Here is a 24,577-nt window from a genome sequence, read left to right as displayed (position 1 = left end):
GCGGTAACATTTGAAGAAAAGAGGTTATTCTAATGCTAAATCAAAACATCAAGACCATCCGAAAATCCAAAGGGCTTTCGCAGGAAGAACTGGCTATCAAATTAAATGTGGTGCGGCAAACCGTCTCCAAGTGGGAGAATGGATTGTCGGTTCCCGATTCGGATATGCTAATCTCCCTGTCTGAGGTGCTGGAAACGCCTGTCAGCACACTGCTTGGTGAAACAGTTGCTGTGCCGCAGGCGGATGACGTAAGAACAATTTCTGAAAAACTGGAAGTGATCAACCTGCAGCTTGCCCGAGAAAGGGCTGCCAAAAGAAATGCGCTTCACTGGATGCTTATCGCGCTATGTGCCGCTATCGTCATAATTTTTTCAGCCCTGATTGTATTAAACAGCCCTTATCTAGGCTGGGATTATCATGATCCTGAAACCGCCGTTTTCGGCGCCGCCTTTCACACATTTGAATATCTGTTTGTCCGCTTAGCGCCCATCATTTTTACAGGGGCACTCGCCGGTATTTTATTAATCCGTAAATAAGAGAAAGGGAGTTTAGATGACATACCACCGTAGTCGTCCAAACTCCCTCTCTCTTATCATAGTAGTGCCAATTTATCGTTCCGCAAGGCGGCTCCTTCTGTAAGTTCTCGCAGCACCGCCGAATAGACCCCGGGAGCCGTGATCTTTTGGGCGCTGAGCGCCTATCAAAACCGTCGCACGGCCATCGTCAAGCCATGTGCTCTGCGTCAGCTTTTCTTTTTATCCGTTTATATACGATAATCCCCGCCAATGCCACGACTCCCTCTGTCACTGGGTAGGTAAGCCATATACCTGTCATTTTCCATACCGCGGCCATTAAAAAAGCCAGTGGAAGTATCACAACAAATCCTCTCAGAACTGAAAGAATCTGTGCAGGCCTTGCCTTTTCGATGGAGGTGAAATAGGTGGCTAAAATAATGTTATAGCCAGCAAATCCATTTGAAATAAAATACAGCTTTAAGCCCATCTCCGCCATTTGCTGCAGTGCCGCCTGCCTCTCGCTGTTAAAGACGGCGGCGATGGGGCCGGCAAAAATGAAACTGGCCGCATATAAGATGACCGAAACTATCAACATGAGAATCATCGCATATCCCTGTACGGTTTGCAGCTGTTTTGTATCGTTCTGCCCGTAAAAACGGCTGAGAAGGGGCTGAACGCCCTGCGCGATCCCCGTATATATCGCCACAATCACGAGCGAAAGATTGGCAATCACGCCATACGCTGCGACCCCGATATTTCCCTCCAGCCTCAAAATCAATCTATTAAAAACAATCATCACCGCTCCGGAAGAAAGCTGTGCGATTAAAGAGGGAAGCCCCAGCGACATACTATGCTTAAGCATCAGCGTATTCATTCTGCTGCGCATAAGGTGAAATGTATTTTTCTTTTTTGTCCAATGCGGCAGCATCATGGCCATACTAATGATCGGTGAAAGTCCTGTGGCAAAAACGGCTCCAAAGATGCCCATCTGACAGGGAAAAATGAAAAGATAGTCTAGGCCTATATTGGAAAAGCTGCCAATCAGCATGGCCATCATGGAAAGCTGCGGTCCGTCATCATTTCTCACAAAACAAAGCAAAATATCATTCAGAATAAACGCCGGCGCAAAAATCAAAAGCCATCTCAAATACGTAACGGTCATGCCTGCTGTGTAATGATCCGCTCCCAGCATTTTGGCCAAGTGCTCGGAGAAAAACAGCCCCGTGAAGACAAATACCGCAGAAAATATAAGGGCAAGATAGAGGGTGTTGGTATATATCTCATCCATCTCTTCTTTTCTATGCTGACTTTGATAAATGGAAAACTTTGTGGCACCGCCCATCCCCAGCATCAGTCCTGTACCATGAATGAAATTATAAATGGGTATCGCTAGGTTAAGCGCTGTAAGCCCTTGACTGCCCAGCCCCTTTGACACAAAAAAGGTATCCGCCAATATATAACACGAAACACCAAGTGTTCCCAATATGCTTAATATCGTATATTTTAAAAAGATTGGCTTGCAAGATTGTTGTTTCATTCTGCTCCTCCATTCTGAAGCGGTATAAATGGCCGTCTTCTGTTTGAATCATAAAAATAGCGCCAATGCTTTCTATCTTCAAAGGCCTAACGATAGAAAACTTGACGCATTGCATCTTACCCGGCGGTAAAAGTTCAGCTCGTTCCTCGCTGAACTTGGGTCGTCCTGTGTCTGTATTATATCATGGCGATATCACAAGTTTGCCAAAGGCAAACTTGGAAGGCGGCTCAGGGGCTCGATTAGCCTAAATTGCCTTGCCGCCTTTATTATATCATAAGTTCAGCTCATTCCTCGCTGAACTTGGCAAGAAATCCCTTCGGGATTCTTGCGGTCGTTCTGTGTCTATATTATATCATAAATTCAGCTGTGTATGGTGGAAAACTTGAAATTAGCTGAAAAAATCCAGCGATTCATGGCAGAAAATTCTCAGTCACATGCTTAGGTAGTTTAGAGAAAGAATTTGAGATCATTTTAACGTGCAAAGGGGCCTTTAAGACCGTTAACCATAGCGGTTTTACAACCAATTAACGTATTAAATCATACGTTATCATAGAGACTCAAAATCAATGCAACTGGGAAAGACGGTAATTTACCCAGTTATATTAACAAAAACAGTAGATAGATAACTTACTAAATGGGACTAAGGTACGTTAAAAAACAGATATCAGAAAAAGACAACGGGCTACGGCACTCCTCAAGGGACGGACCTGCTCAAAAAAAGCTGACCAGAATTCCGCCATATCGCAAATTTCAGCCACTCCCGGCGCAGCGCCCCCCATTCAAGCCGCCCATTCAAGTCGCCCATTCAAGTCGTCCTTCAAATCCCCATTCAAGTCGTCCTTCAGATCCCCTGTTCATTCGCCATTCACCCCAAATACAGGCGTTCTGTATTCCTGCATTGCCAAATCCATGAGAATATGATATACTGACGTATCATCATAAATTAAAAGTGAGGTGAAATCATGGACGGCAGTAGTAGTCGAAGTAGCGGCAGGGTGTTTTTATATCATATAACGGCGCTAAAATCGGTTCAGATACTGTCCGTACATGCCTAACATTTAATATATTAACACCATTGCCTGTTTCTCACGCTGCACCATCGCATCAAAAGATGGATTTTATGCATACTTAGGTTTAACGGCAATGGTATTTTTATGCCCTTTTGCCTGTATGCCCAAAAGTATGCGGCCATCTGATCCCATACTCATTCAAGGAGGTAAACAGGACAATGAACACCAATGAAACCTTAGCGCTCGCACAGCATCCCGATTATAAAAGCGAAATTGCGCAGATTCTGCGCAGCAATCTCACACCAGCCCTTTTAAAGGAGAAGATCATCGTATATCATGAAAATGATATCGCCGCTTCCCTAGAGCTTCTCACCCATGAAGAACGCGCCAAGCTATACCGCGTTTTAGATACTCCCACGCTGGCGCGTGTATTAGAATATTCAGAAAAGCTCAATGCCTATTTGGATGAGCTTGGCATCCGCAGGCGCATCCAGCTCCTTTCCCAATTTGAGATCACTACCACCCTTGACTATCTGCGCCAGCTTGAAAAGGATAGCCGCCGCATGTTCATCGAGCTCATGGACGATGAGGTAAAGCATGAGATTGCCCTGCTCAGCTCCTTCGACGAGGATGAAATCGGAAGCAAGATGACGACCAACTATATCTCCATTCATGCCGATATCAGCGTGCGGCAGGCCATGCGCCAGCTCATCGATCAGGCCGCCGATAATGACAATATCTCAACGATCTACGTCGTGACGCCCGATGAAACGCTGCTTGGCGCCATCGATCTGAAGGATCTGATCATTGCGCGCGAAAACACGGAGCTAAGCGCCATCATCATGACATCTTATCCATATGTGTATGCCAGCGAGCAGATTGAAGACTGTATTGAAGAGATCAAAGACTACTCCGAGGATTCCATTCCTGTGCTCGATGCGGATAACCGCCTGATCGGCGTCCTGACATCACAGGACATCACACAGCTTGTCGATGATGAGATGGGCGATGATTACGCCAAGCTGGCCGGTCTCTCCTCTGAGGAGGATCTGCATGAGCCCCTCCGCAAAAGCATTGGCAAGCGCCTTCCATGGCTTATGATTCTGCTGGGGCTTGGACTTGTTGTCTCCAGTGTTGTCGGCATGTTTGAGACCGTAGTCGCCCATTTGACCCTCATCATCAGCTTCCAATCCCTTGTCCTCGACATGGCTGGAAATGTAGGCACGCAGTCCCTTGCTGTTACCATCCGTGTACTGATGGATGAAAAAATCAGCAGCAGGCAGAAGCTTTATCTCGTCGGCAAGGAGGCCCGCATCGGTCTCACCAATGGCCTTGTGCTTGGGCTCCTCTCTTTTCTGCTGATCGGTCTATACCTGCTGATATTCAAGAACCAAACGCCCGTCTTTGCCTTCTCCGTATCCTTCTGCACCGGCACTGCGCTGCTGCTTGCACTGCTCATCTCCAGCGTATCCGGCACTGTGATTCCTTTAGCGCTCAAGCGGCTGCATATTGATCCGGCCGTTGCCTCCGGGCCGCTGATCACGACCATCAACGACCTCGTAGCCGTTGTCACCTATTACGGCCTGGCCTGGCTTTTGCTCATTCACACCTTACACCTGTAAAAACTTTAAAGGAGGTCGGCACCATGCCCATTACCATAAACATTTATTATAGCGGTCAAAATGGAAACGCCCAAAAATTTGCTCAAGAGATGATCTCTACCGGGATCGTAAACGATATTCGCCGTGAAGCCGGGAACCTCCGGTATGAATACTTTTTTCCGCTGGAGGATGCAGAAACCGTCCTTTTAATCGACAGCTGGCAGGATCAGGCATCGATTGACCTGCACCACAAATCGCCTATGATGGACCAAATCGCAAGGCTGCGTGAAAAATATGATCTTCACATGAAGGTTGAACGATATATATCGGATGAAGGCGGCATCCCTGTTCAGGACAAGGCCTTTATCAAAGAATAAACCATTTCACAGCAAAAAACAGACAGAGAGACCCGAACCCTCTCTGTCTGTTTTTGATTGCCTATCTGCTCTCTCATTGCACAAAGCTGCGCACTACATACCAAATGATGCCGACAATTGCTGCCACCAGCACGATCCCTGCCAGCGCCATAAATAAAGTGCTCAGAATCCAGACCAAGCCGCCGACAAATAAAATCACGCCGATCCCCAGCAGGATTTTGCCTACCTGCTGCACAAACGGCGGTCTTTCCTCCGGATCCGCCTGCACATAGGCGCCGCCGCCAATTGAAATATCCCCATCCTTTGGCTTCATCAAATGAAACCCGGTCACTGCCAGCACCGCGCCTACCACCATCAACGTAATCGAATAAATCATAGCTCCTCCTTTTCGTCTGTGATCCTTCCCTCAGGTCCCCACAGCATAATGCCGCTGCCAATGCCCGTTCTGCCGCCGGCGCTCAAAAAATCGGCAAAGCCCCGCCGCATCGACGTATCCCGTGGCAGCTCCTGCGGCTTCTTGCCGCCGTCAGCCCCAAAGACACGCCAGGCATCTTTAAATTCCTCCTGCTTCTCGCAGGCAATGATCTCAAAATCCTTCTGAAATCCGATCAGATTGGACGATGCCGGCAAAAATGTCCGGTACTCCGGATCCAGCAGCCACGAATGACAAACCAGGGGCAGCGCGTCCTTTTTCCGGCATGCCGGGAAAAACTCATACGCCTTCTGATACGCCTCCCGCCGCAGCTCCTCAGTGAGCGGCCCGGCCGAAGGAATATGGATATTCACTACCGGATCGCCCGGCTGCACCGTGATGCCGCCGCAGGTATACGCCGGCCATTCATACGTCACAGTTTCAAATTGCAGGCGCCCCAGCGTAAAGCGCGTCATTTTATAAAAGCGGTCATACCACCAAAACGCAAAATTGCCCCACAGCCCCTTGACCGTGTGACATTCCATCAGCTTATATTTCAGATCCATCATCGTATGCCAAAACAGCTCCTCGGGCAGCCCCGCGGCCGCATAGCACCGGCGCAGCTCCGGCAGGCACCCGACCAGAAACGCCATATACGCGCCGTAGTCCTCGCCGATCGCCTCCTGCGCCTCCTGAAGCGTGATCTCCCCTGCCATATAGCGCTGGCACAGCACGTCAAGGCGTGCATCGGCCTTTTGCAGCAGCGCCTCGACCGCTGCGGGCGGAAACGTGAGACGCTCCATGTACTCTTTATATTCGTTCTTCATTTCAATCTCCCATCTGCATCTGAAATCGTCCGGCGGCAGCGATGTAAGCTCCAGCGGCACCTGCGTAAAGGGCTGCTCGGCCCGGATGCGCCACGAATGCAGCGCCGCCCTGTTTAGCAGCCTGTCTGCCTTTCCGTAAAGCGGGTCCCCTAGCAGCGGATGCCCCTCATGGGCCATATGCACCCGGATCTGGTGGGTCCGTCCTGTACGCAGCCGCAGCCAGACCAGTGAGCAATCCCGCCAGCTATGCCACACGCGGTACTCGGTCTCGGCCGGCTTTCCCTGCGGATCGACGCACATCTGCATGAGCGCGCCTCTTTGCTCTTTGAGGGGGTGGCAGATGCGGCCCTCTCCTTCCATCCGGCCTTCTACCAGCGCCAGATATTCACGGGTCAGACGATGCGTCCTTCTCTGCGCCTCCATGCGCGTCACTGCTACGCTATTTCTGGCGGCGCCGATCAGGCCGGAGGTATCCTTATCCAGCCTGCCGATCAGCCTTACCGGCTCATGATACCTGGCGGCCAGAAGATTAGCCAGCGTATCGGTAAAATGCCCGTGTGCCGGGTGCACCGCCATTCCGGCCGGCTTATCCACAAAGATCAGATCTTCATCCTCATAAATAACGCTCAGCTCTCCCGGCGTAGCCTCTACATTCTGCATCCGTTCCCGAAAGCATACCTTGATCGCATCTCCCGCCTTTACCTGCGTGCGCGTCGTCACAAGCCGGCCGCTCTGCTCTCTCTGTTCATTGATCCAAAGGCCGTCCGGCAAAAACTTGACCTGCCGGATCTGCCGGGCCGTCAGGCCGAGCCCTGAGCGCAGAACCTGCCCCAGCGTCAGCCCGTCCTCGCCTTGCCCCACCGTATAAAAAAAGGTTTTATCCATCCGTCAATGACTGCGCGCCATGCGGCAGAATTCAGGTATGTATAGCGCCAGCGTCAGCCCCATGCAGGCGCCGCAAAATAAAATCAGGCCCGTGCGCACACTGCCGGGCATATGCGGAAAAATCAGCAGAAACAATAATGTAAAATCCATGACGGCAGTAGTCACCTTGCCATACCATTTCGCTCCGTTCAGCTTTCTTCCTTTGACCTTCAGCATAATGGCTCCTGCCACCAGCATGAAGCCCTCCTTCAGCACTTCCACAGCAAAGATCGCCCACAGCAGCGGATAACGAAATGCCAAGCATACCACGATCGTAGCCTGCGTCAGCTTGTCCGCCACCGGATCTAAAAACTTGCCCAGCTCCGTAATCTGATTAAACCTTCTGGCAATAATGCCATCCAAAAAATCACTTAAAATAGAAACCGCCAGCGCGATGCTGGCTCCCAGATAATATTCTTTCAGATACAGAACGGCAAAAACCGGAATCAGCAGCAGCCGTATATATCCCAGAATATTAGGAATGGTCCATAGCTCTCGTCTATTCATCCGTTTACTCCTTTAAATATCCTGTCCCTCACTATACAAGAACTCTGCCGCCTTGTCAATTGACTTCAGATTTTCTTAAGAAAAATCTTCCTTTTGTTTTAAATTCTCTCTTCCTTTTTCCGCCAAAAAGAGGCATAATAAAGCTATCTTAATTTACGGAGGTACTACCAACATGCAAATTCCTGTTATGACATTCAATATCCAGCACGGTCTGGACTATAACCGCCGCAATCATCAGGAGCTGAAAGACTTTTTAGAGATGAAGCCCGAGCTTCTCGAAGCGCTCAAAAAGAAAGCGCCCCGCGGCGAGGATCCTGCTCTGATCGATCTTTCCCTCACCATAAAGGCCATCCAGACCTGCGGTGCCGAGATCATCGGCATCAACGAGGTCCGCGACGAATCCGACGCGCATGACCCCTGCTTCCTGCCGCAGGCGCGCATCATCGCCGAAGGCCTTGGCTATCACTATTATCATTTCGGAAAGGCCATCGACATTGAGGGCAAGGGGCCCTACGGCAACGCCCTTGTCTCCAAATACCCCTTCCGCTCCGTCCAGACCATCGCCATCCCCGATCCGGAGGTAAAGGACGAGCCCACCTGGTATGAATCCCGCTGCATCATCAAAGCTGAGATCGAGCTTCCTGCCGAAAACGGCGGCGAGCCGCCAATTTTGACGGTGCTCGTCACCCATATGGGGCTTGCCAGTACCGAAGCCAAAAATGCAGTGCAGAGCGTGCTGCAAGAGGTAACGCCCGGCATGCCGACCCTGCTCATGGGTGATTTTAATCTGACACCGGACAGTCCTACACTGACTCCGCTACGCGCCGTCTTTGAGGATGCCGGCAGCCTTTTGCCGCCTGGCGGCGATCTGTCGTTTCCTTCGGATGCGCCAGATCAGAAGATCGATTATGTGATGACGGCCGGTCCTGTCCGCATCCTGAAGGCGGAGATCCCGGCGCTGGTTGTGAGCGACCATCGTCCGCATACGGCTTTGCTTGAGTTATAAAAGCGATCAGGCTCTTCTCTCATAAGAGAAGAGCCTTTTTAATTTTATCCGCCGATTTTTCTTCTAAATTCTGCTAAGCTGCTATACACGGGTATCAAGGCTTGATATGCCTGATTGAAGGCTTTGTAAAGCATGGCGTAGCAGTCTTTATTCATGGGATTAGGCTGGATTATCTCCATGGTGCGATTAAATTTCTGCACTACCGTGTAATCTGAAAATAGGCCAATCCCTACACCGCCGCATACGGCGGCTCCTAAACTCGTAGCTTCTTCTAAGTACATAGGAATCATCAGGGGCCTTTGCCAGATATCTGCAAGAATCTGGCTCCAGAGCTTTCCTTTTGCTCCCCCGCCAATGAGTTTTAATGCTTCTATCGGGTGTTGCTTGTCCAAAATATCGAGAATCACTTTCAGGTTATATCCTATGCCCTCCATAACAGCACGGGTAAGCTCTGATTTTCTAGTCGTTACTCCCATACCGAGAAATGCTCCTCTGGCCTCATGGTTCCACCTAGGACTTCTCTCTCCTAACAAATACGGCAAAAATAATACGCCGCCTGATCCCGGACAGGTGTTCTCTGCCGCTGTATTCATGAGGTCATATACATTTTCTCCTGTTTTTTCTGCCATACGCCTCTCCGCCTCACACAGCTGATCTCTGTACCATCTGTAAGACATTCCTGCTGCCTGCATGGTGCCGCATGGCGTATATAAATTAGGATCTAAATGTATCCAGTTAAAGGTTCTCATTTTCCGATCATATATCGGCTGTTTTGATGCAGTGGAAATCCATGAGGATGTTCCCAACACACAGTAGGCATCGGCATCCGATACTACACCGGCTCCTACGCATGCGCAGCTTCCATCGCCTCCTCCAATGACTACGGGCGTTCCCTCGAGAAGCCCGCAATCAGCTGCCGCCGAAGCTGTTACCCTGCCGGCAATATCTGCTGAAGCGTGCACCTCCGGCAACAAATCCATCGGAATATTAAGAGCCTCACAAATCTCCTGAGACCATTCCTTTCTTTTAAGATCAAATAAATTTGTGCTGCTGGCATCTGAATAATCGGTCACAAAGCGACCTGTTAGGCAATAGATAATAAAATCCTTTGCATGGATCATTTTATAGGCTCTTTGATATACCTCAAATTCATTCTCCCGAATCCATAGCAGCTTTGCAGCAGAATATGAGGCGCTCGCTCTATGTCCTGTAATCTGATAGACTTTCTCCATCCCTACTATTTCTATCATTTCAGCTTCTTGCTTGGCAGATCGAATATCTGCCCAAGTAATCATCGGCCGCAGGGGCTTCCCCAATTTATCAACTATCAGGCATCCCATCATCTGCCCACTGAAGCATACGCACAGTATGCTTTCGGGCCTGCCCCCAACCTGCTCCAGTAAGCGCTTTGTGGATATACATACTGCTCTCCACCAATCCTCAGGGTCCTGTTCTACCCAGCCGGAATGCGGGTAATATGTTTCGTATTCCACTACCATGCTGGCTGCGAGAGTTCCATCTATATGATATAACGTTGCTTTATTTCCGCTAGTGCCCAGATCATGAGCAAGAATATATTGCTCCATAAGCCCCCCTTTTTAAAGCGCCAGCTGTACCAGGGTTGCGGGCATCTCATGCTTTGTATTGACCTTGTCCGGGCCCGTAACTAAATCAAAGCAAGAGACGATCACGCGTCCATCCCAAACAATTGGCTCGCCAGGTTGATCTAACCCGCCATCTATGCCCGTGCAATCTGGACTCTGTGCAATTCTTTCTACCTTTCCATCTGCTGTAACTTTTGCAATAGCATTCGCAGAAAAATCGGCGATATATAGATTTCCTTTGTCATCAAAAATCATACCATCCGTGCTCTGCAGCTGAGCACTATCCTGTGCAAATACAGCATTCTCCTTCAGACTGCCATCCTCTTCAAAGGTCAAGCGATATACGGCTCCATCTCCAAAATTTCCTACATATAACGCTCCGTCCGGTCCAAATGCGATTCCATCTGCACCATACTGACACGCTGGATTTTCTGTTACAAAGGTGGCAAAAATGTTTTTATCATCCAGCGTATTGGTTACATGTACATTTTCTTCATTTAGAGCAAATCGATACACGCAACTGGTAAGCTTTCCATCCTCTCGCTTTACTGGATGCAGATAGCTCTGCGTCACATACATATATCCATTTTTAATTCGAATGCCATTAGGATGCTCCATTCCGTCAGCAACGACGGTCGTCTTAAGAATCTCTCCTTCCTCTGTCACGGTAAACTTCAAAATCCGCCCCTTATAAAGTAATTCGGGCTTCTCGCTCCATCCCTGATTATCGCACAAATAGATATTCCATTCATCATCGAAAGCAATACCCATATTTCGTGCAACACCTGTCTCAGGATGTACTGGCACATCAAACCATTTCGTCACATTGCCTTCTCTATCCAGGCGCACCACTACACCAGACATAGCATCTTCCGCATAATTGGGACAAGACAGCACCAGATTCCCCTTGCTATCTACGGCCATACCATCAGGTGTGCAGATATATTCCGGCAAAACACTAAATAATTTTGTCTCGCGCATACTACTCTCCTTAAAATTCAATAACAATTTTCTTTGTTTCCGGTTCATGCCTTTCTACTAATGCAAAAGCTTCTACGACATCTTCAAACTGAAATGTATGTGAAATGAAATCCTTTGGTTTCAGTACATCCGCATTAATCCATGCCATAATTTGTGCATGCGCTTCTGCTTCCTCACGTTTACTCGGCCACTGAACAAAACTCAAATTCCAATTATAGGGAGCACAGCTCCAATCAAGCTCCATCCCTAGCTTAGGTGAAATCCCATAACCGCAAATTTTGCCATTGTATCGAATGAGCCCCATAGCCTGATTTAACAAAGAATTGATCCCTACGGCATCCACTACATTGTCTAATCCCTCAGGGATCAAACGCTGGACTTCGGCATTGACATCGCAATTACGCGAATTCAACGCATAATCTGCTCCCAGCCGCTTCGCTTCTTTTACTTTAGCATCTAATATATCTGTACTGATTACCGTTCTCATTCCCAGCAATTTGCAAAATTGTGTGAAGCATAGCCCTACCGGTCCGGCGCCAAAAATGAGCACATTCTCATTAGGCGCAAATCCAAAACGCCGAATCGCACTTAAAACTTCTCGAAACGTGATAATCATTACCGCTTCTGTCGTATTCACCTTGTCTTCTGAATGCAGCACGGTTTGCGCTAAATATCCTTCATTCCAGGCCTCTGTTCCCGGTCCCATACCATTCTCTATATATGCTTTCGCATCTCCCACTACCGCATATTCACTAAAGGCTCCCCAGCCCGGAGTATATCCATCCATAGGGGATTCTAAAAATGGCAACAGGACAATATCTCCTATTTTTAGATTCTTTACATCAGCTCCTATTTCCACCACCTCTCCCACTCCTTCATGGCCAAGAATAGCTGGATACGTATGAAAATTTTTAAAGGTGCGATGGATAAGCTTTGTATCCGTACCATTACAGATACCGCAGCTGCGCATTTTTACTAGGGCTTGACAACGTCCGTAACTAGGCATTGGCATTTCCTTAATTGTCAGTACTCCATCTGCATCTACTGTCAAGGCTTTCATCTTGTTAGCTCCTCCTATGCAATCCCCCACTCTGATATCGTTGCTGCCCATAGGCATCCGCATACTGCCTCTTGCCCGTTGACAGTCTGAGGATAATGAATATAGTCTTCATAACTATTTTGTACACACAGTCCTTCACAAGCACCATATATATCCAAAAGTCCCTGTTCATTTGTCACCGCCCGCTGCACTATGCCCTCATATCCTCGGGCAGCTGCCTGCTCATATTCTTCTCCCTGTACCAGTTGATGCTTCAATGCATACTGAAACGCATAGGTAAACATAGCGCTACCAGATACATCGCACCAATTTCCATCTTCATATATCCGATCCACCACCTGATACCAAAGGCCGCTTGCCGGATCCTGCAGCTTTAACAAGCCATCGAGCAGCATTTTTAACTGCTTCCGGGCCGTTTCCCAAGCCATATGCTCTTTCGGTACAATATCAAGAACCTCAGATAAAATGAGGGCATACCAGCCCAGCCCCTCGCTCCACACATATCCGCTTTGCCCATTCATTCCGGCCCAAGAAGCTAGGTTATCTTCACTATACGCATGCCTTAACAGCCCATCATGCGCATGACAATACTGAAAAATCAGCTCTAATTGACGCTTTGTTTCATCAAAGCATTCTGGTTTTTGAAAGGCTCTGCCATACCGGCTGTAAAACATTTGACCCATAAATACGCCGTCTACCCACATCTCTCCTGGATACACAAAACGGTTATGCAAAAAACCGCCTTCGCGTGTACGGGGATAGTCTAAAAAGGTCTTATAAATATGATGGCAAGCCTTTGCATATCGCTCCTCGCCCTTCTGTTCATACATCCACACCAAAACAGCACCTGCCATCATATCATCCATACTGTTCCCGGTAAATCCAGATATACTCCCATCCATTCCTACATGCGCTTCACAGAATTCATAAATATAATCTCTATACCTGCTATCTCCTGTTGCTTCCCACAATTTTTTCATACCAATTAAAAGATATCCTTGCGGGTAACTCCATGAGCGATACGGATAATCATCTGCCTTCGGATACCTTTTCATAATCGTATCCGCAAGCCGTCTTGCCAGATCTACATTCATTCTCTTCTCCCCTTTCCTCGATTAGTCTTGATTACATGGTATGTTTTAATTCTTCTACAATAGAAACACTTGCTGTAGAACCAATGCGACTCACGCCCATGTCGATCAGTCGCATGGCTGTTTCCAAATCTCTGATTCCTCCAGCTGCTTTCACCTTGATACTGCCCTGCACTTCATCCAGCATCAATTGTACGTCTTTTAACGTTGCGCCTGCCTCTCCAAAACCAGTAGAAGTCTTGATATAGTCAGGCTTTATTTCCATAGCAATTTTACATAATGTACGCTTTTCTTCATCTGTCAGATAACAATTTTCAAAAATAACTTTACTAATTACCTTATGCTTACGGCAGAGACTCACTATGCTGTCCATTTCACGGCTGATATACTCGTACTTTTTTTCTTTCAGCGCACCAATATTAATAACATAATCAATTTCATCTGCCCCATCTTCGATAGAACTTAGCGTTTCCCTATTTTTGATTGCAATAATGTTTTGCCCCAAGGGAAACCCAACAGCCGCTCCGACATGAACATCGGTCCCTTTTAAATATTCTTTACATATAGTCACTGCAGCCGGGTTGATTGCTACCATTCTAAAATGATATGCAGCGCTTTCTGCACAAAGTTTTTGAAAGTCTGCTGATGTTGCATATGCCTTCAGTAATGTATGATCAAAATACTGGGCTAACGATAATGGCGTTAATGCTTGTTTTAAATTCAATTTATTCCTTCCTTTTTTTCCTCTTCTCTGTGACGCTTCTGTTTACTTTCTCCCTTAATCATCCATTGCTACTAAAATCGATATATCTACATCATGGTCTTTCGGCGTATCAAGCTGCATACGGATTCCTGATGGCGGATACGGCGTTCCTCTTCCTACCCATCCTTGCCATATTTCCTCATACGCATCCAAATCCACTTCCGGCCTATCTGATAAATAAGAAAACTGGAAAATCATATTTTCTTTTTTTAAGCCATGTATTTTAAATAACAATTCCATTTCTTTCAACAAGCTCTTTGTTTGTTCAGCCTCAGAGCTGCCATCTAAACAAGCACCTCCTACCAAATAGCATACACCATTATGTTTTGCAACTCTAATCGATGTACCATTGACAAGATGCATATCATCCATCGTCAATCTCCATTCCTTATCAGCGCGCGCTTGTTTAGCATGTTCCTCATCCTCTGCTACAAAAAATGTAATGGCTACCTGGCGATCCATTGAAAAGGTGGATGGAATCCACATAGCTTCCGCTTCAATATCCCCCATCCATTTTTGAAAAATATCCTGACACTCTTTCGGTTGATACTTTTTATCCAGATAATTAATAGCAAAAACTATATTTTCTTTTTTTAAACCAAATTGTTCAAATAGTTCTTCATAACGTGCAAGGATTCCCCTAGTTTGTTCTTGTACTGTCTTATATTCAGGTCTCGCAATATGATCCGTAAAATAAGCAATTCCCTGAGTAACCACAACTCTCACATACGTAACCGGATCATTAGAAGGATCCAATCTCTTAATTTGCATTTTCTGTACCTCCATGATTTTCATTTTGAAATTATACCACAGTGACATCGGAGTTTGCCTCTGGCAAACTTGGAGCGCAGCGCAAATACATGAATAGCCAAAATATATCTGGCTGCGCTTATTATACCCCAAGTTCGGCTCGTCCCTCACCGAACTTGGCAAGAAATCCCTTCGGGATTCTTGCGGTCGTTCTGTGCCTGTATTATATCATGTTTGCATTGATTATAAAATCTGTCATTCTTACGATTATACGTATAATATTACGTTATATTGTCCGTACATTATAAATTAGACATTTTACCTCTTTGATACTCAGAAGGAGAGCATCCTACTTCCCGTTTAAAAATTTTTGAAAAATAACCTGCATCACAATATCCTATAAGATGAGCAATCTCATTTAATTTGAACTGTCTATTCATTAAAAGTGCCTTGGCCTTCTCTATCCTCTCTTTCAAACAATACTGTCCAATTGTGATGCCTGTTTCTTTCTTGAATATAGCTGCTAAATAGTTTGGCGTCAAATGTACATAACGAGCTAGCATTTGAATACTCAGATTTTCATTGTCAAGTTCATTTTGAATATGATATATGGTATTAGATACTGCCCTTGAATAAATGCTCTGATGCAAATGCTCCATACAGTCAATTCTTTTCACAAATGCTTCATGAAATTCCCCAAGAGTATGAAAATTACATACTTTCATATAAACCTTCCTTGCTATTCCTTCTTTATCATATATCTCCCGCTCTTGTATCTCTATCCGATACATTAATATAGAATAAATACGGCGAAAATCAATTTCCTCAAAAATATCAAGTTGTAATGCCTCATAAATCCTTTTTTCTGCTTCACGCAGAAGATCACGATTTCTCCTATCAGAAGCTGTAAAAAAATCACATAAAAGCTCTGCTTCCATGATAATGGCTTTATCTATAGCATTTCTTTTAACCTGCACAAATATCTCCTTTCCAAGTTTAACGAATCAATTCTACCATAAACTCATTTCTATCACCCCGATAGCGTGCGTTAGAGTATTCAATCGGTATCCCTTCCGCCGTATAAGCGATTGTCCGTACCAAGCATATAGCCCCTTGATCTGGCATTTGTAAAAGTAATGCCTCTTTAGAATTTGCTATAACCGCTTCGATTTTTCGTGTAGCCCGTGTAATGCGATATGCATACAGTTCCTCCAGCAGCTGATATAAAGATTGATTTTCAAAATCCTGCTCTAAAAGCAGCTCCATCCCATGATAAGGCAAATAAGTCTCCACATAAACAACCGGTTGACCGTCTGCATAACGTAAACGCTCTAAATAAATCAAAGGACTTTGCTCATTAAGTCCTAATTTGTTACAGATATCTTCTGATGCCTCTATTTTACTAATAGAAATTACCTTTGTACTAGGCTTCATCCCTTTTTCTTTCATTTCTGTATTGAAACTTTCTAATCGATTAAAAAAACCTGCTGAAATCTTAGGAATGGCAACATAGGTTCCCTTCGCTCTCTTTCGATAAAGATATCCTTCTGCCACTAATTCTGTAATAGCCTGTCTCACTGTTGCACGGCTAATCCCCAAATATTCACAAAATTCTGCTTCTGATGGAATGCTGTCCCCCTCTTTTAACAACCCATTTTCGATTTTACTCTTAACCATGTTTTTCACCTGAAAATATAACGGTATTGGCGTATCTTTATCAAGAGCCGCATAATCTTTCCAAAACTCTTCCATACTCACTTCTCCTTTTGTTCTATTGTTCTGACATTAGTATATACTTATTTATCAAAAATCGTCAAGCATTTATTCATCAAAATTGGATATAGTCAATATTGACATCATAAAAACCCGCTTAGACAGCGGGTTTTATTTGTTTATGACTTATAACTTCAAAGCCATAAAAGGCCTTCTCTCTTTATTTACTGTCCAAAGGGCTTTACGCCTGCTACGGCTTCTTGGGGACCAATCACAGCATCTGCATGATCAATATCTATCAGAAGATAGCGGTCATTGCCCATCCCCAGCTCCTTCATATAGCTTAGCTGGCGCAGGCCATGGCGCGTTTCCATGCGCTCGACTAGTGCATGCCGGTCGCTTGGAGAGAGGGCATAGATCAGATCGACACTGGCCTGATCTGCCGCCAGAATATCAGTGGAAGCTATGATGCCGATGTCGGGTGTAACCACCGGCTCTGCGCCCACCCCCTCACAGTCACAGGAAACGGACATATTGCGCATCACATTGACATAGGCAACATGCCGCCCAAAATGGTCTATCGCCGCCTTGGTGGATTCTGTCATTCTCTCCATAAACTCCTCGTTGCTGATATCCCACATATCTTTAGAGCCCGGCGTTGTGTGGATCATGCCTTTACCGATCCGTCCATCCGCACAGCCAATGCCAATATTTTTGTTGGATCCGCCAAAGCCTCCCTTGGTATGCCCTTTGAAATGCGTAAGCGCCAGCATTGAATCATACTGAATCAGATTCTTGCCGACAGACATTTCTGTATACCATTTACCGCCATTTACCGGCAGCATGAGCGCTCCGTCTGCATCCATAATGTCCACCGGACAGAAGGTCCAGCCGTTCACACGCAGCGTTTCTCTGTGCTGCTCTGTAGTATAGCGGTCGCCTTCATAATACGTATTGGTTTCAATGATGGCCGCTTCTGGCAGCTCCTTTTGAATTAGCTGTCTTACCCAATCTCTGGGAATAATATTGGGGCCGTTTTTCTCACCGGTATGAAGCTTGATACCTACCTTTCCGGTTATATTGCCGCTTATTCTCTGATAAATTTTCTGCAGCCCTGCCGCGGACAGATCACGGGTAAAATAAACAATAGACTCATTACCGCTGCGCTCCTCATAAGGTACATAGTGCTGTCCATCCGTACCGGGCAAAATCACCTTTTGATTCATCACTCTTTCCTCCGTATTGGTATTGGCGGCCTAACATCTACCGCCGCCAAATTTTATCTGCTTCTATTGTACCTGTATTAACAGAAAATAACCAATACCTAGTTTAAAAGTATAGATATGCTTAATAAGCATATCTATACTTCATCGATCACTTTGAATTAGTATTTAAAATCTAAGCCCATAAGCCTTTCTGTTTTATCTCTCTTGTTTTCATACAGCTCTTTCCTTACTGTAAGGATACTCAGATTGTCATAGCCCAATTTATGATACAAATGCAGGGCTTCCTTATTTCGCGCTGCTACTTCAAAACAAATCGATGTATATCCTGCATGAGATTTTATAATCTCTTCGGCCACATGAATGGACTCTGTAGCAATCCCTCTGCTGCGATAATCTCTATCTACATAAATATCCTCGATCCAAGCTACATTTCCGCCGCGATATCCAATATGCAAAAAGCCGACCATACACTGCTGCCACTGAATCAGGTACAATTCATGCGAGGGTTTCTGCCACTTTTCCAAGGTCTCTTCTGCCTCTGCATAAGCACTTTCTGTTAATTCAGCTTTTTCATTTAAAAGAGCAGCATGATGATGATAAAAATCTGCTATTCTTTTAATCATGTCGCTTTTAAATTCCGCGGTATATGGCATCAATTTGATCATTTTATTTTCTCCCTCTTTATAGAGCAGCACTCTTTTTATCAAAATCAGATACTGCATAAAGGGAATATGGCGCCTGTTTTGGATTTCCCTGATAATCCATATACTGTAAACCGCAGGATTGTGAAACCGCACTTTCAATCATTTTTTTGGTCAGCTCCGGCACATCGTCCCTTGCCAGCGCCTGCTGAACATCCATCCATAATACCTCGCTATTCTCATCATGATCCGACAGCGCTTGTCCTGATACATATTCTGCAGCAAATACAATATACCAATCCTGTATATTAAATCGGATGCCGATAATACTCTTTGGCTCAACCAGTATATGAGTTTCCTCCATAAATTCACGTCTGAGGGCATCCTGCGGCGCCTCCCCTAAATTCACATAGCCGCCCGGAATAATCAGCATTCCTTTGCCATTGCCATATGTATGACGGGCAAGTAATACCCTATTATCCTTAATGACAACTCCTGCAACGCTTTGGTTTGTATTTTCTACGTTCATAATTGCATCCTCCTTAAAATACTGTTTCATTTCTGCCGCTCGCCTGATGCTTTTACATCGTTTCCGGTGAGGGATCAATCCGCAGATATTCTTTCAGCCGCTGTTCCTCCAGTAGTGCAATCATCTCTGTAAATGGCTGAAGATCTTTGTTCACCGCATAAGCCTCCAACGCTGTAAAATATTCAAGTCTCGCTTCCTTGGCAATAGAAACTGGAAGAAATCCGTGTAACATAAGCTGGTAATTCATTATCATACGAGAGGTTCTGCCGTTGCCATCCACAAAGGGATGAATTTTTACAAACTCTGCATGTGTCCAAGCAGCCAGTTCAATAGCATTTAATTGTGCCTTATAGGGTATATCGGCAAAAAAATCTTTAACCTGCCGGTACATTTCACTGGGTGCCGGCGGCTTATGCCCTGCACCTGAAATGCGTACCTCTACATTTCGATAAATGCCTCCGATCAATATATTCTCCATGAGCAGAGCATGGATATCCTTAACGATTTTCTCATCTAGCAGCCTGCCCTCAGCAGTGCACTTTTTTACGTAAGCAAACGCTTTTGCATGGTTCACCACTTCATAAACTTCACGCAATGTTTTTCCGCCCACGGATAAACCGTCTTCAATAATCGCCTTTGTCTGAATCAAGGTCAGGGTATTGCCTTCAATGGCCGTGGAATTATGTGCATATTCAATATTGAAACTCTGTTCAAAACTGGCCAGCGCCTCTTTAGGAAGCAGGTCACGCTTCCTGCTTAGCTTTTCCTTCATCTGCAGCAATTTTCCATAATCCATATTGACTCACCTCAATCTTTCATTGACTTATTCCCTATTATATCCGCTATCCGGTAAGTTTTCAATATGAATGCATACTGAATCATTAGTATCTAAAAACTAACCTCATAAAATGCAGAATACCACTTATATACGCTAATCGACCATCTATCACAAATCCATTGAAAATCCCTTTTCTTTTTTCTATACTACTGCTTCATAAGGGAGGTGTTGATCATGCAGCTTGAAATCAAGATAGATGACTCCTGTATAGAACCTACTGTCATCATTCTGACTGCGTCCATGTCAGAAGAGGTAAATCAAATCATTCAGAAATTATCAGAAGAGACTCCTCATCTTCTTTCCGGCCGCAAAGAAGGCCGCATCGAGATACTGGAGCCGGATGAGCTCATCACTATTTACGCCAGCAATCACAAAGTATTAGCTGTGACCGGCCAAGGTGAATATCTTTTGCAGAGGCGGCTATATGAAATCGAAGCACAGCTGAACCCTCATCAATTCATTCGCATTTCAAATTCAGAAATTATTAACATCAAAAAGGTAAAGCATTTTGATCTAAGCTTCACCGGCACCATTTGCGTTATGCTGGCCAATGGCAGCAAAACCTATGTTTCCAGACGTAATGTTCCCAAGATAAAAAAATTATTAGGAATATGAGGTGATCACGATGAAAAAAAAGATATTACTGCGCAGCCTGCTTGGGATCCCGCTCGGCATTTGCCTTGGATATTTAATTACCATTTTTATTTCTTTCCTATGGGCGGACGGCCACTACTCTCCATGTGTTCCCGAGTTAACGCTTAGACTGGGAAATGAGCTATATGCTGTCGTGCTGCAGACACTTTTATGCGGCGTCTTAGGCGCAAGCTTCGGCGCCAGCTCTGTCATCTGGGAAATTGAGCATTGGGGTCTCGTAAAACAGACCGGTATCTATTTTCTGGTCATTTCGGTGATCATGATGCCCATCGCCTATATCACCTACTGGATGGAGCACAGCCTAGCGGGCATTCTCCGTTATTTCGGCATCTTTGTTTTCATTTTTATCATTATATGGATTGTACAATATACGATCGCCTGGCACACTGTTAAAAAAATGAATGAAACGCTGCCAAAATGAGGTGCAGCAGTAAGTGAGATTTTGCCTGTTTCCCAGCTGTATATTTTTCCTGTTATCAAAACACATTTTGAAAAATCTTATCTTTAATTTTTCATATTTTGTGCTGCCATTAAGCAGCAATGACGACCGCGTTTTCTTTCACTTTGTTGATCGCGGCTAATAACGCTGCACGTGTACGGGCATCAAAGAGCTTTACAAAGCTAATAGGCTTGTCAAAAGGCGGATTTTGCAATTCAGTAACATTGTCCATATACCCATTCTGCTCGATGTGGTTAATGATCTTATGCACAAAAGCAATCTGCTTCTGATTCAGCGACTGATCGTTTATAAACTGTGAAAAAGCCTGCATCGCTGCTTCGTGATCTAACTTGGCGATTTTACGGATCAGCAAGCCAAAGGGTGTATCACCATACTCTCTTTCATAGTCTTCCCTGCTACCCAATTCGCTCGTCAGCGCATGCTCCAGCCCGCTATAATCTGCAGCAGATAGGGGGATGTTGTGTGTTAATTTATAGATAGCGAGCGCATTCCCATTTTCGTTAACGTAGCGATTGACCTTGGCGCGATAGTCTTCGAAATCATAACCAGGCTCCATTGGATCTCCTTCTTTCTGATCTATAATCGGATCAGATAGCCGGGTAATAATCGGCTTGCGAGGGTCAACATCATTTAGGAACTTTATCAGGTCACGCAACTCTTTCCGCACCCGCTCATACAGCAGAACGTTGTTTGCATCCCAGAAAGCGTCGGTATTAACCTCTTTAATGATCGACAATTTTGCTTTAACCTGTGGGATACTGACTTTATGCTCCAACAATGTTCCGATATCTCGGAGCTGCTTTTGCGCATTCTTGAACGAGGGCATCTGCTCCATCTGGGCAATCATCAGGCCGTACATGAAATTATCGAAGCGTTTTGCGAATTCGTCGTTGTCATCTAAATGAACGATTGGTGCGATTTGCTGCATCAGTTCACCTTTATCGCTTTCGCTAATGTAATTGAAAGCTCCCTGCTTCTTGAACTTTTCAACGCTTTGTATGTGCAGACGCACGGCGATGAGATCGGTATTCAGCGCCAACACCTGAGAATAGCATGTCTCTACAAGCTCGGATCTCCAGTTCTGATACTCGTCCCCAGCAAACGCACTTTCCTGCAACGCAACCGCAATGCGGATCTGCTTTCCGAATATATTCTCCGACAGCGTCTTCGTCTCGCGGGATTCAAAGCCTTCTTTATGAGCGCGAAAGTATTCAAAGTTTCCGCAATAGTCAAAAATAAGGAACCGTCTCTTTGCCGTGTACTCTCCGTCGATCTGATCGGTGCAGGTGATCTCCTTGCTGAGACGAGTACCGCGTCCGATCATCTGCCAGAATTTTGTCTTTGAGCGCACCTTCTTAAAAAATACGAGGTTGACGCACTCCGGTACATCGATGCCGGTATCCATCATATCTACGGAGACTGCTATAATCGGGGCTTTCTCTGGCATTTTGAAATCGTCGATGATCGTCTGCGCGTATGTATCATCGCAGATAACGCGTTGTGCAAAGGTGCCATGGTATTTAGGGTACAGCTTATTAAACCGCTCCAAAATAAACTCCGCGTGACGCTTGTTCTGTGCGAAAATGATGGTTTTACCCAGTCTGTCACCGCCAGCGACACGGATACCACGCTCCATTAAATCCTGAAGCACAGTGTCAACGGTTGTCTCATTGAAAACAAAATTATTCAGTTGTGCCGACGGAATGAAGTCGGGCATTAAACCGTCCTCGATAAAGTCCTCTTCATACCGTTCCTTATCCTCATCGGAAAGATCGTCGTATGTGATACCCTCTTCCAAGAACTTTGTCTTTACCTCATAGTTATAGTAGGGCACGAGCACGTGATCCTGATATACTGCTGTCTCGTAGTCATATGCATACGTCGGTACGCCGTGCTCCATTTCGAAGAAATCATAAGTATTGCGATCAACGTCCGTCTTGGGAGTTGCAGTCAGTCCGACCATAATCGCATCGAAGTATTCGAAAATCGCGCGGTATTTTTTGAATATACTACGATGGCTTTCATCGATGATAATGAGATCGAAATGGGCGGGTGTAAACATACGCTGCCCATCCTTCGTTTTCATATCATCTATGGCGTTCAGCATTGTCGGATATGTCGAGAATACGATCCGTGCGCTCCGATCGTCCTTATTGGAGCACAAATTACATAAAGACATGTCTGGCAGGTAGTTCTTGAAATCGTCCTTTGCCTGTTTTACCAGCGCCGTGCGATCTGCCAAGAACAGAATATTGGTGACGTATTTGCCGCGGCTGAGTACATCTGTGAGGCTGGATGCTGTTCTGGTTTTTCCCGTTCCTGTTGCCATGACCAGCAGGTGCTTTCTAAACCCTTGTCCAATCTGCTCGCATACTGCACGGATGGCTTCCTTTTGGTAGTAACGGTCTGTGATTTTGTCATCAATCGGGATGGTCATCAGATCCTTCCGTTCGGTACGACGGTTCATCAGCTTCTGCAAATCGTCTTTGCTGAATATACCACTGACTTTACGCTGCGGGCTGCTCTGATCATCCCAGAAGTAGGTTTCAAAACCATTGGTCGTGAACATCATGGGGCGACGTCCAAATTTTCTCTCCAGACAGTCAACATACAGTACAGCCTGTTTACGGCCTATGTTCGGGTCTTTGCTGAATCTCTTAGCCTCCACAACCGCGAGCGGTAAACCGTCTTTTCCGAACAACACATAGTCCACATATCCCAACTGCCCCAGCACACCTGCCATACCTTCGACGGGATACTCTTCCTGAACGTCAGCATCTGCTCCAGAGAACTTCCAGCCCATCTGCTTCATGTCCACATCGATATATATTTTACGAGTCTTAAACTCAGAAAGATCTGTGGCAACAAAGGTGCGTTCTTGTTGGTGCTGTTCCTTTGCTGCAGTGATCTGCTCGGACATCTGCTCGATCTTTTTACGCAAAACCTCAATCTCTGCGTCTTTCTCACCGAGCAGACTCTCTTGTTCTTTTATTTTCTTGGTGTCGACGACAACTTTCTCAGTTGGAATCAAAGCCTCATCAAATTGCCGCTCTTTGTAATCAGCACCATAGCAATAATCCACCCACTGAATGAACTCAAAAAGTCCCTGCAGGGAAGCGAGGGCGTCACTAGCCTGCACGCTTCGCTCTGTGTGAACGGCCAGATTGCCCAGCTTAATAATAAACGGCAGCTTGCCCCATGTGTTGTAGTCCACCGCAAAACGGAAGGTCGGCTCATGAACGAGTGCCTGCAAATTATCTTTATAAGGCATCTGCATCGTCTTATCAGCCGAGTACACCCATTTGACCGCTAATTCCAATGCTTTTCTGCTGCCTACGGCGCACATTGCAGGTGCGGAAATATACACCTTCTCTGCCTCGATCGCAGCCAAGGCAAATAGTGCATACTCCTTTTTATCTTTTAAAAATCCGAAGTTCGACATGTCATCCACTCCTGTCTATATGTATTCGCTGCCGCTTGGCAGTATCTAAGGCTCAAAGAGCTGTAATATTTTGATTTGTCGGTCTGTTCGACGAAGGTTGCGAATTGCT

The 24,577-nt window shown here is 45.7% G+C and carries 23 protein-coding genes; 6 read left to right on the top strand and 17 right to left on the bottom strand.

Features of this window, described 5'->3' with window-relative positions; genetic code table 11:
- Nucleotides 1-32: 32 nt before the first annotated feature.
- Entirely contained in the window at nt 33-536 is a 504-nt protein-coding gene (locus tag HFE64_08380) for a helix-turn-helix transcriptional regulator (GenBank protein MCI8633474.1), read from the top strand.
- Between the two features lie 187 nt (nt 537-723).
- Here HFE64_08380 and HFE64_08375 read toward each other — a convergent pair whose 3' ends face one another.
- On the bottom strand, nt 724-2,052 hold the full coding sequence (locus HFE64_08375; protein ID MCI8633473.1) for an MATE family efflux transporter: 1,329 nt from the start codon (nt 2,050-2,052) through the stop codon (nt 724-726).
- A 1,228-nt stretch (nt 2,053-3,280) separates the two neighbouring features.
- Here HFE64_08375 and mgtE point away from each other — a divergent pair.
- On the top strand, nt 3,281-4,684 hold the full coding sequence (mgtE, locus tag HFE64_08370; GenBank protein ID MCI8633472.1) for a magnesium transporter: 1,404 nt from the start codon (nt 3,281-3,283) through the stop codon (nt 4,682-4,684).
- A 23-nt stretch (nt 4,685-4,707) separates the two neighbouring features.
- Nucleotides 4,708-5,040 (top strand): antibiotic biosynthesis monooxygenase, encoded by a 333-nt coding sequence (locus HFE64_08365; GenBank protein ID MCI8633471.1) that lies wholly within the window; start codon nt 4,708-4,710, stop codon nt 5,038-5,040.
- Nucleotides 5,041-5,113: 73 nt separating this feature from the next.
- Here HFE64_08365 and HFE64_08360 read toward each other — a convergent pair whose 3' ends face one another.
- Genes HFE64_08360 through HFE64_08350 form a run of 3 tightly spaced genes read right to left on the bottom strand, consistent with a single transcriptional unit; the run spans nt 5,114 to nt 7,710 of the window.
- On the bottom strand, nt 5,114-5,416 hold the full coding sequence (locus tag HFE64_08360) for a hypothetical protein (GenBank protein ID MCI8633470.1): 303 nt from the start codon (nt 5,414-5,416) through the stop codon (nt 5,114-5,116).
- A complete protein-coding gene (locus tag HFE64_08355) occupies nt 5,413-7,164 on the bottom strand; it encodes an RluA family pseudouridine synthase (GenBank protein MCI8633469.1) in 1,752 nt (583 codons plus the stop codon). The genes HFE64_08360 and HFE64_08355 overlap by 4 nt, the downstream gene beginning before the upstream one ends.
- Before the next feature lie 3 nt (nt 7,165-7,167).
- Nucleotides 7,168-7,710 carry a CDP-alcohol phosphatidyltransferase family protein gene (locus HFE64_08350; GenBank protein ID MCI8633468.1) on the bottom strand — a complete coding sequence of 181 codons (543 nt, stop codon included), beginning with the start codon at nt 7,708-7,710 and terminating at the stop codon, nt 7,168-7,170.
- A gap of 172 nt (nt 7,711-7,882) precedes the next feature.
- Here HFE64_08350 and HFE64_08345 point away from each other — a divergent pair, with 172 nt between their 5' ends.
- A complete protein-coding gene (locus HFE64_08345) occupies nt 7,883-8,716 on the top strand; it encodes a hypothetical protein (protein MCI8633467.1) in 834 nt (277 codons plus the stop codon).
- 44 nt (nt 8,717-8,760) lie between these two features.
- Here HFE64_08345 and xylB read toward each other — a convergent pair whose 3' ends face one another.
- From xylB to HFE64_08285, 12 genes are all read right to left on the bottom strand, one after another.
- The gene (xylB, locus tag HFE64_08340; protein ID MCI8633466.1) at nt 8,761-10,302 is read right to left on the bottom strand and encodes a xylulokinase; all 1,542 of its coding nucleotides are present in this window, start codon (nt 10,300-10,302) and stop codon (nt 8,761-8,763) included.
- Between the two features lie 12 nt (nt 10,303-10,314).
- Nucleotides 10,315-11,301 (bottom strand): phage head-tail adapter protein, encoded by a 987-nt coding sequence (locus HFE64_08335; GenBank protein MCI8633465.1) that lies wholly within the window; start codon nt 11,299-11,301, stop codon nt 10,315-10,317.
- A gap of 10 nt (nt 11,302-11,311) precedes the next feature.
- The gene (locus tag HFE64_08330; protein MCI8633464.1) at nt 11,312-12,361 is read right to left on the bottom strand and encodes a zinc-binding dehydrogenase; all 1,050 of its coding nucleotides are present in this window, start codon (nt 12,359-12,361) and stop codon (nt 11,312-11,314) included.
- A gap of 14 nt (nt 12,362-12,375) precedes the next feature.
- Nucleotides 12,376-13,455, bottom strand: a complete 1,080-nt coding sequence (locus HFE64_08325) for a hypothetical protein (protein ID MCI8633463.1) — start codon at nt 13,453-13,455, stop codon at nt 12,376-12,378.
- A 31-nt stretch (nt 13,456-13,486) separates the two neighbouring features.
- Nucleotides 13,487-14,176: a deoxyribose-phosphate aldolase gene (gene deoC, locus HFE64_08320; GenBank protein ID MCI8633462.1), complete on the bottom strand. Its 690-nt coding sequence runs from the start codon at nt 14,174-14,176 to the stop codon at nt 13,487-13,489.
- A gap of 54 nt (nt 14,177-14,230) precedes the next feature.
- Nucleotides 14,231-14,986 (bottom strand): hypothetical protein, encoded by a 756-nt coding sequence (locus tag HFE64_08315; protein ID MCI8633461.1) that lies wholly within the window; start codon nt 14,984-14,986, stop codon nt 14,231-14,233.
- 281 nt (nt 14,987-15,267) lie between these two features.
- Nucleotides 15,268-15,942 carry a helix-turn-helix transcriptional regulator gene (locus HFE64_08310; protein ID MCI8633460.1) on the bottom strand — a complete coding sequence of 225 codons (675 nt, stop codon included), beginning with the start codon at nt 15,940-15,942 and terminating at the stop codon, nt 15,268-15,270.
- A 19-nt stretch (nt 15,943-15,961) separates the two neighbouring features.
- Complete coding sequence (locus tag HFE64_08305) at nt 15,962-16,717, bottom strand: GntR family transcriptional regulator (GenBank protein MCI8633459.1); 756 nt, start codon at nt 16,715-16,717, stop codon at nt 15,962-15,964.
- 185 nt (nt 16,718-16,902) lie between these two features.
- Nucleotides 16,903-17,904 (bottom strand): DUF362 domain-containing protein, encoded by a 1,002-nt coding sequence (locus tag HFE64_08300; protein ID MCI8633458.1) that lies wholly within the window; start codon nt 17,902-17,904, stop codon nt 16,903-16,905.
- Nucleotides 17,905-18,062: 158 nt separating this feature from the next.
- Entirely contained in the window at nt 18,063-18,626 is a 564-nt protein-coding gene (locus HFE64_08295) for a GNAT family N-acetyltransferase (GenBank protein ID MCI8633457.1), read from the bottom strand.
- Entirely contained in the window at nt 18,586-19,077 is a 492-nt protein-coding gene (locus HFE64_08290; GenBank protein MCI8633456.1) for an NUDIX hydrolase, read from the bottom strand. The genes HFE64_08295 and HFE64_08290 overlap by 41 nt, the downstream gene beginning before the upstream one ends.
- A gap of 49 nt (nt 19,078-19,126) precedes the next feature.
- Complete coding sequence (locus tag HFE64_08285) at nt 19,127-19,870, bottom strand: Fic family protein (GenBank protein ID MCI8633455.1); 744 nt, start codon at nt 19,868-19,870, stop codon at nt 19,127-19,129.
- Between the two features lie 216 nt (nt 19,871-20,086).
- On the opposite strand from HFE64_08285, the gene HFE64_08280 reads away from it, so the two are divergent.
- Nucleotides 20,087-20,527, top strand: a complete 441-nt coding sequence (locus HFE64_08280) for a LytTR family transcriptional regulator (GenBank protein MCI8633454.1) — start codon at nt 20,087-20,089, stop codon at nt 20,525-20,527.
- A gap of 10 nt (nt 20,528-20,537) precedes the next feature.
- Nucleotides 20,538-20,987, top strand: a complete 450-nt coding sequence (locus HFE64_08275) for a DUF3021 domain-containing protein (protein MCI8633453.1) — start codon at nt 20,538-20,540, stop codon at nt 20,985-20,987.
- Between the two features lie 109 nt (nt 20,988-21,096).
- Here HFE64_08275 and HFE64_08270 read toward each other — a convergent pair whose 3' ends face one another.
- Nucleotides 21,097-24,468, bottom strand: a complete 3,372-nt coding sequence (locus tag HFE64_08270; GenBank protein ID MCI8633452.1) for a DEAD/DEAH box helicase family protein — start codon at nt 24,466-24,468, stop codon at nt 21,097-21,099.
- Nucleotides 24,469-24,577 lie beyond the last annotated feature (109 nt).

Source organism: Lachnospiraceae bacterium, assembly GCA_022794035.1.
Lineage (GTDB): Bacteria > Bacillota > Clostridia > Lachnospirales > Bianqueaceae > CALWPV01.
The sequence above is the reverse complement of the archived record's forward strand: the minus strand, read 5'-3'. Positions and strand labels throughout refer to the sequence as shown.

Coding starts and splice junctions, on each gene's coding strand:
- HFE64_08325 (MCI8633463.1), bottom strand. CDS start 13,455: ATGAATGTAGATCTGGCAAGACGGCTTGCGGATACGATTATGAAAAGG.
- HFE64_08330 (MCI8633464.1), bottom strand. CDS start 12,361: ATGAAAGCCTTGACAGTAGATGCAGATGGAGTACTGACAATTAAGGAA.
- HFE64_08270 (MCI8633452.1), bottom strand. CDS start 24,468: ATGTCGAACTTCGGATTTTTAAAAGATAAAAAGGAGTATGCACTATTT.
- HFE64_08365 (MCI8633471.1), top strand. CDS start 4,708: ATGCCCATTACCATAAACATTTATTATAGCGGTCAAAATGGAAACGCC.
- HFE64_08375 (MCI8633473.1), bottom strand. CDS start 2,052: ATGAAACAACAATCTTGCAAGCCAATCTTTTTAAAATATACGATATTA.
- HFE64_08350 (MCI8633468.1), bottom strand. CDS start 7,710: ATGAATAGACGAGAGCTATGGACCATTCCTAATATTCTGGGATATATA.
- HFE64_08295 (MCI8633457.1), bottom strand. CDS start 18,626: ATGCAGTATCTGATTTTGATAAAAAGAGTGCTGCTCTATAAAGAGGGA.
- HFE64_08300 (MCI8633458.1), bottom strand. CDS start 17,904: ATGAATCAAAAGGTGATTTTGCCCGGTACGGATGGACAGCACTATGTA.
- HFE64_08380 (MCI8633474.1), top strand. CDS start 33: ATGCTAAATCAAAACATCAAGACCATCCGAAAATCCAAAGGGCTTTCG.
- HFE64_08345 (MCI8633467.1), top strand. CDS start 7,883: ATGCAAATTCCTGTTATGACATTCAATATCCAGCACGGTCTGGACTAT.
- HFE64_08285 (MCI8633455.1), bottom strand. CDS start 19,870: ATGGATTATGGAAAATTGCTGCAGATGAAGGAAAAGCTAAGCAGGAAG.
- HFE64_08360 (MCI8633470.1), bottom strand. CDS start 5,416: ATGATTTATTCGATTACGTTGATGGTGGTAGGCGCGGTGCTGGCAGTG.
- HFE64_08280 (MCI8633454.1), top strand. CDS start 20,087: ATGCAGCTTGAAATCAAGATAGATGACTCCTGTATAGAACCTACTGTC.
- mgtE (MCI8633472.1), top strand. CDS start 3,281: ATGAACACCAATGAAACCTTAGCGCTCGCACAGCATCCCGATTATAAA.
- HFE64_08315 (MCI8633461.1), bottom strand. CDS start 14,986: ATGCAAATTAAGAGATTGGATCCTTCTAATGATCCGGTTACGTATGTG.
- HFE64_08275 (MCI8633453.1), top strand. CDS start 20,538: ATGAAAAAAAAGATATTACTGCGCAGCCTGCTTGGGATCCCGCTCGGC.
- HFE64_08355 (MCI8633469.1), bottom strand. CDS start 7,164: ATGGATAAAACCTTTTTTTATACGGTGGGGCAAGGCGAGGACGGGCTG.
- HFE64_08335 (MCI8633465.1), bottom strand. CDS start 11,301: ATGCGCGAGACAAAATTATTTAGTGTTTTGCCGGAATATATCTGCACA.
- xylB (MCI8633466.1), bottom strand. CDS start 10,302: ATGGAGCAATATATTCTTGCTCATGATCTGGGCACTAGCGGAAATAAA.
- HFE64_08305 (MCI8633459.1), bottom strand. CDS start 16,717: ATGGAAGAGTTTTGGAAAGATTATGCGGCTCTTGATAAAGATACGCCA.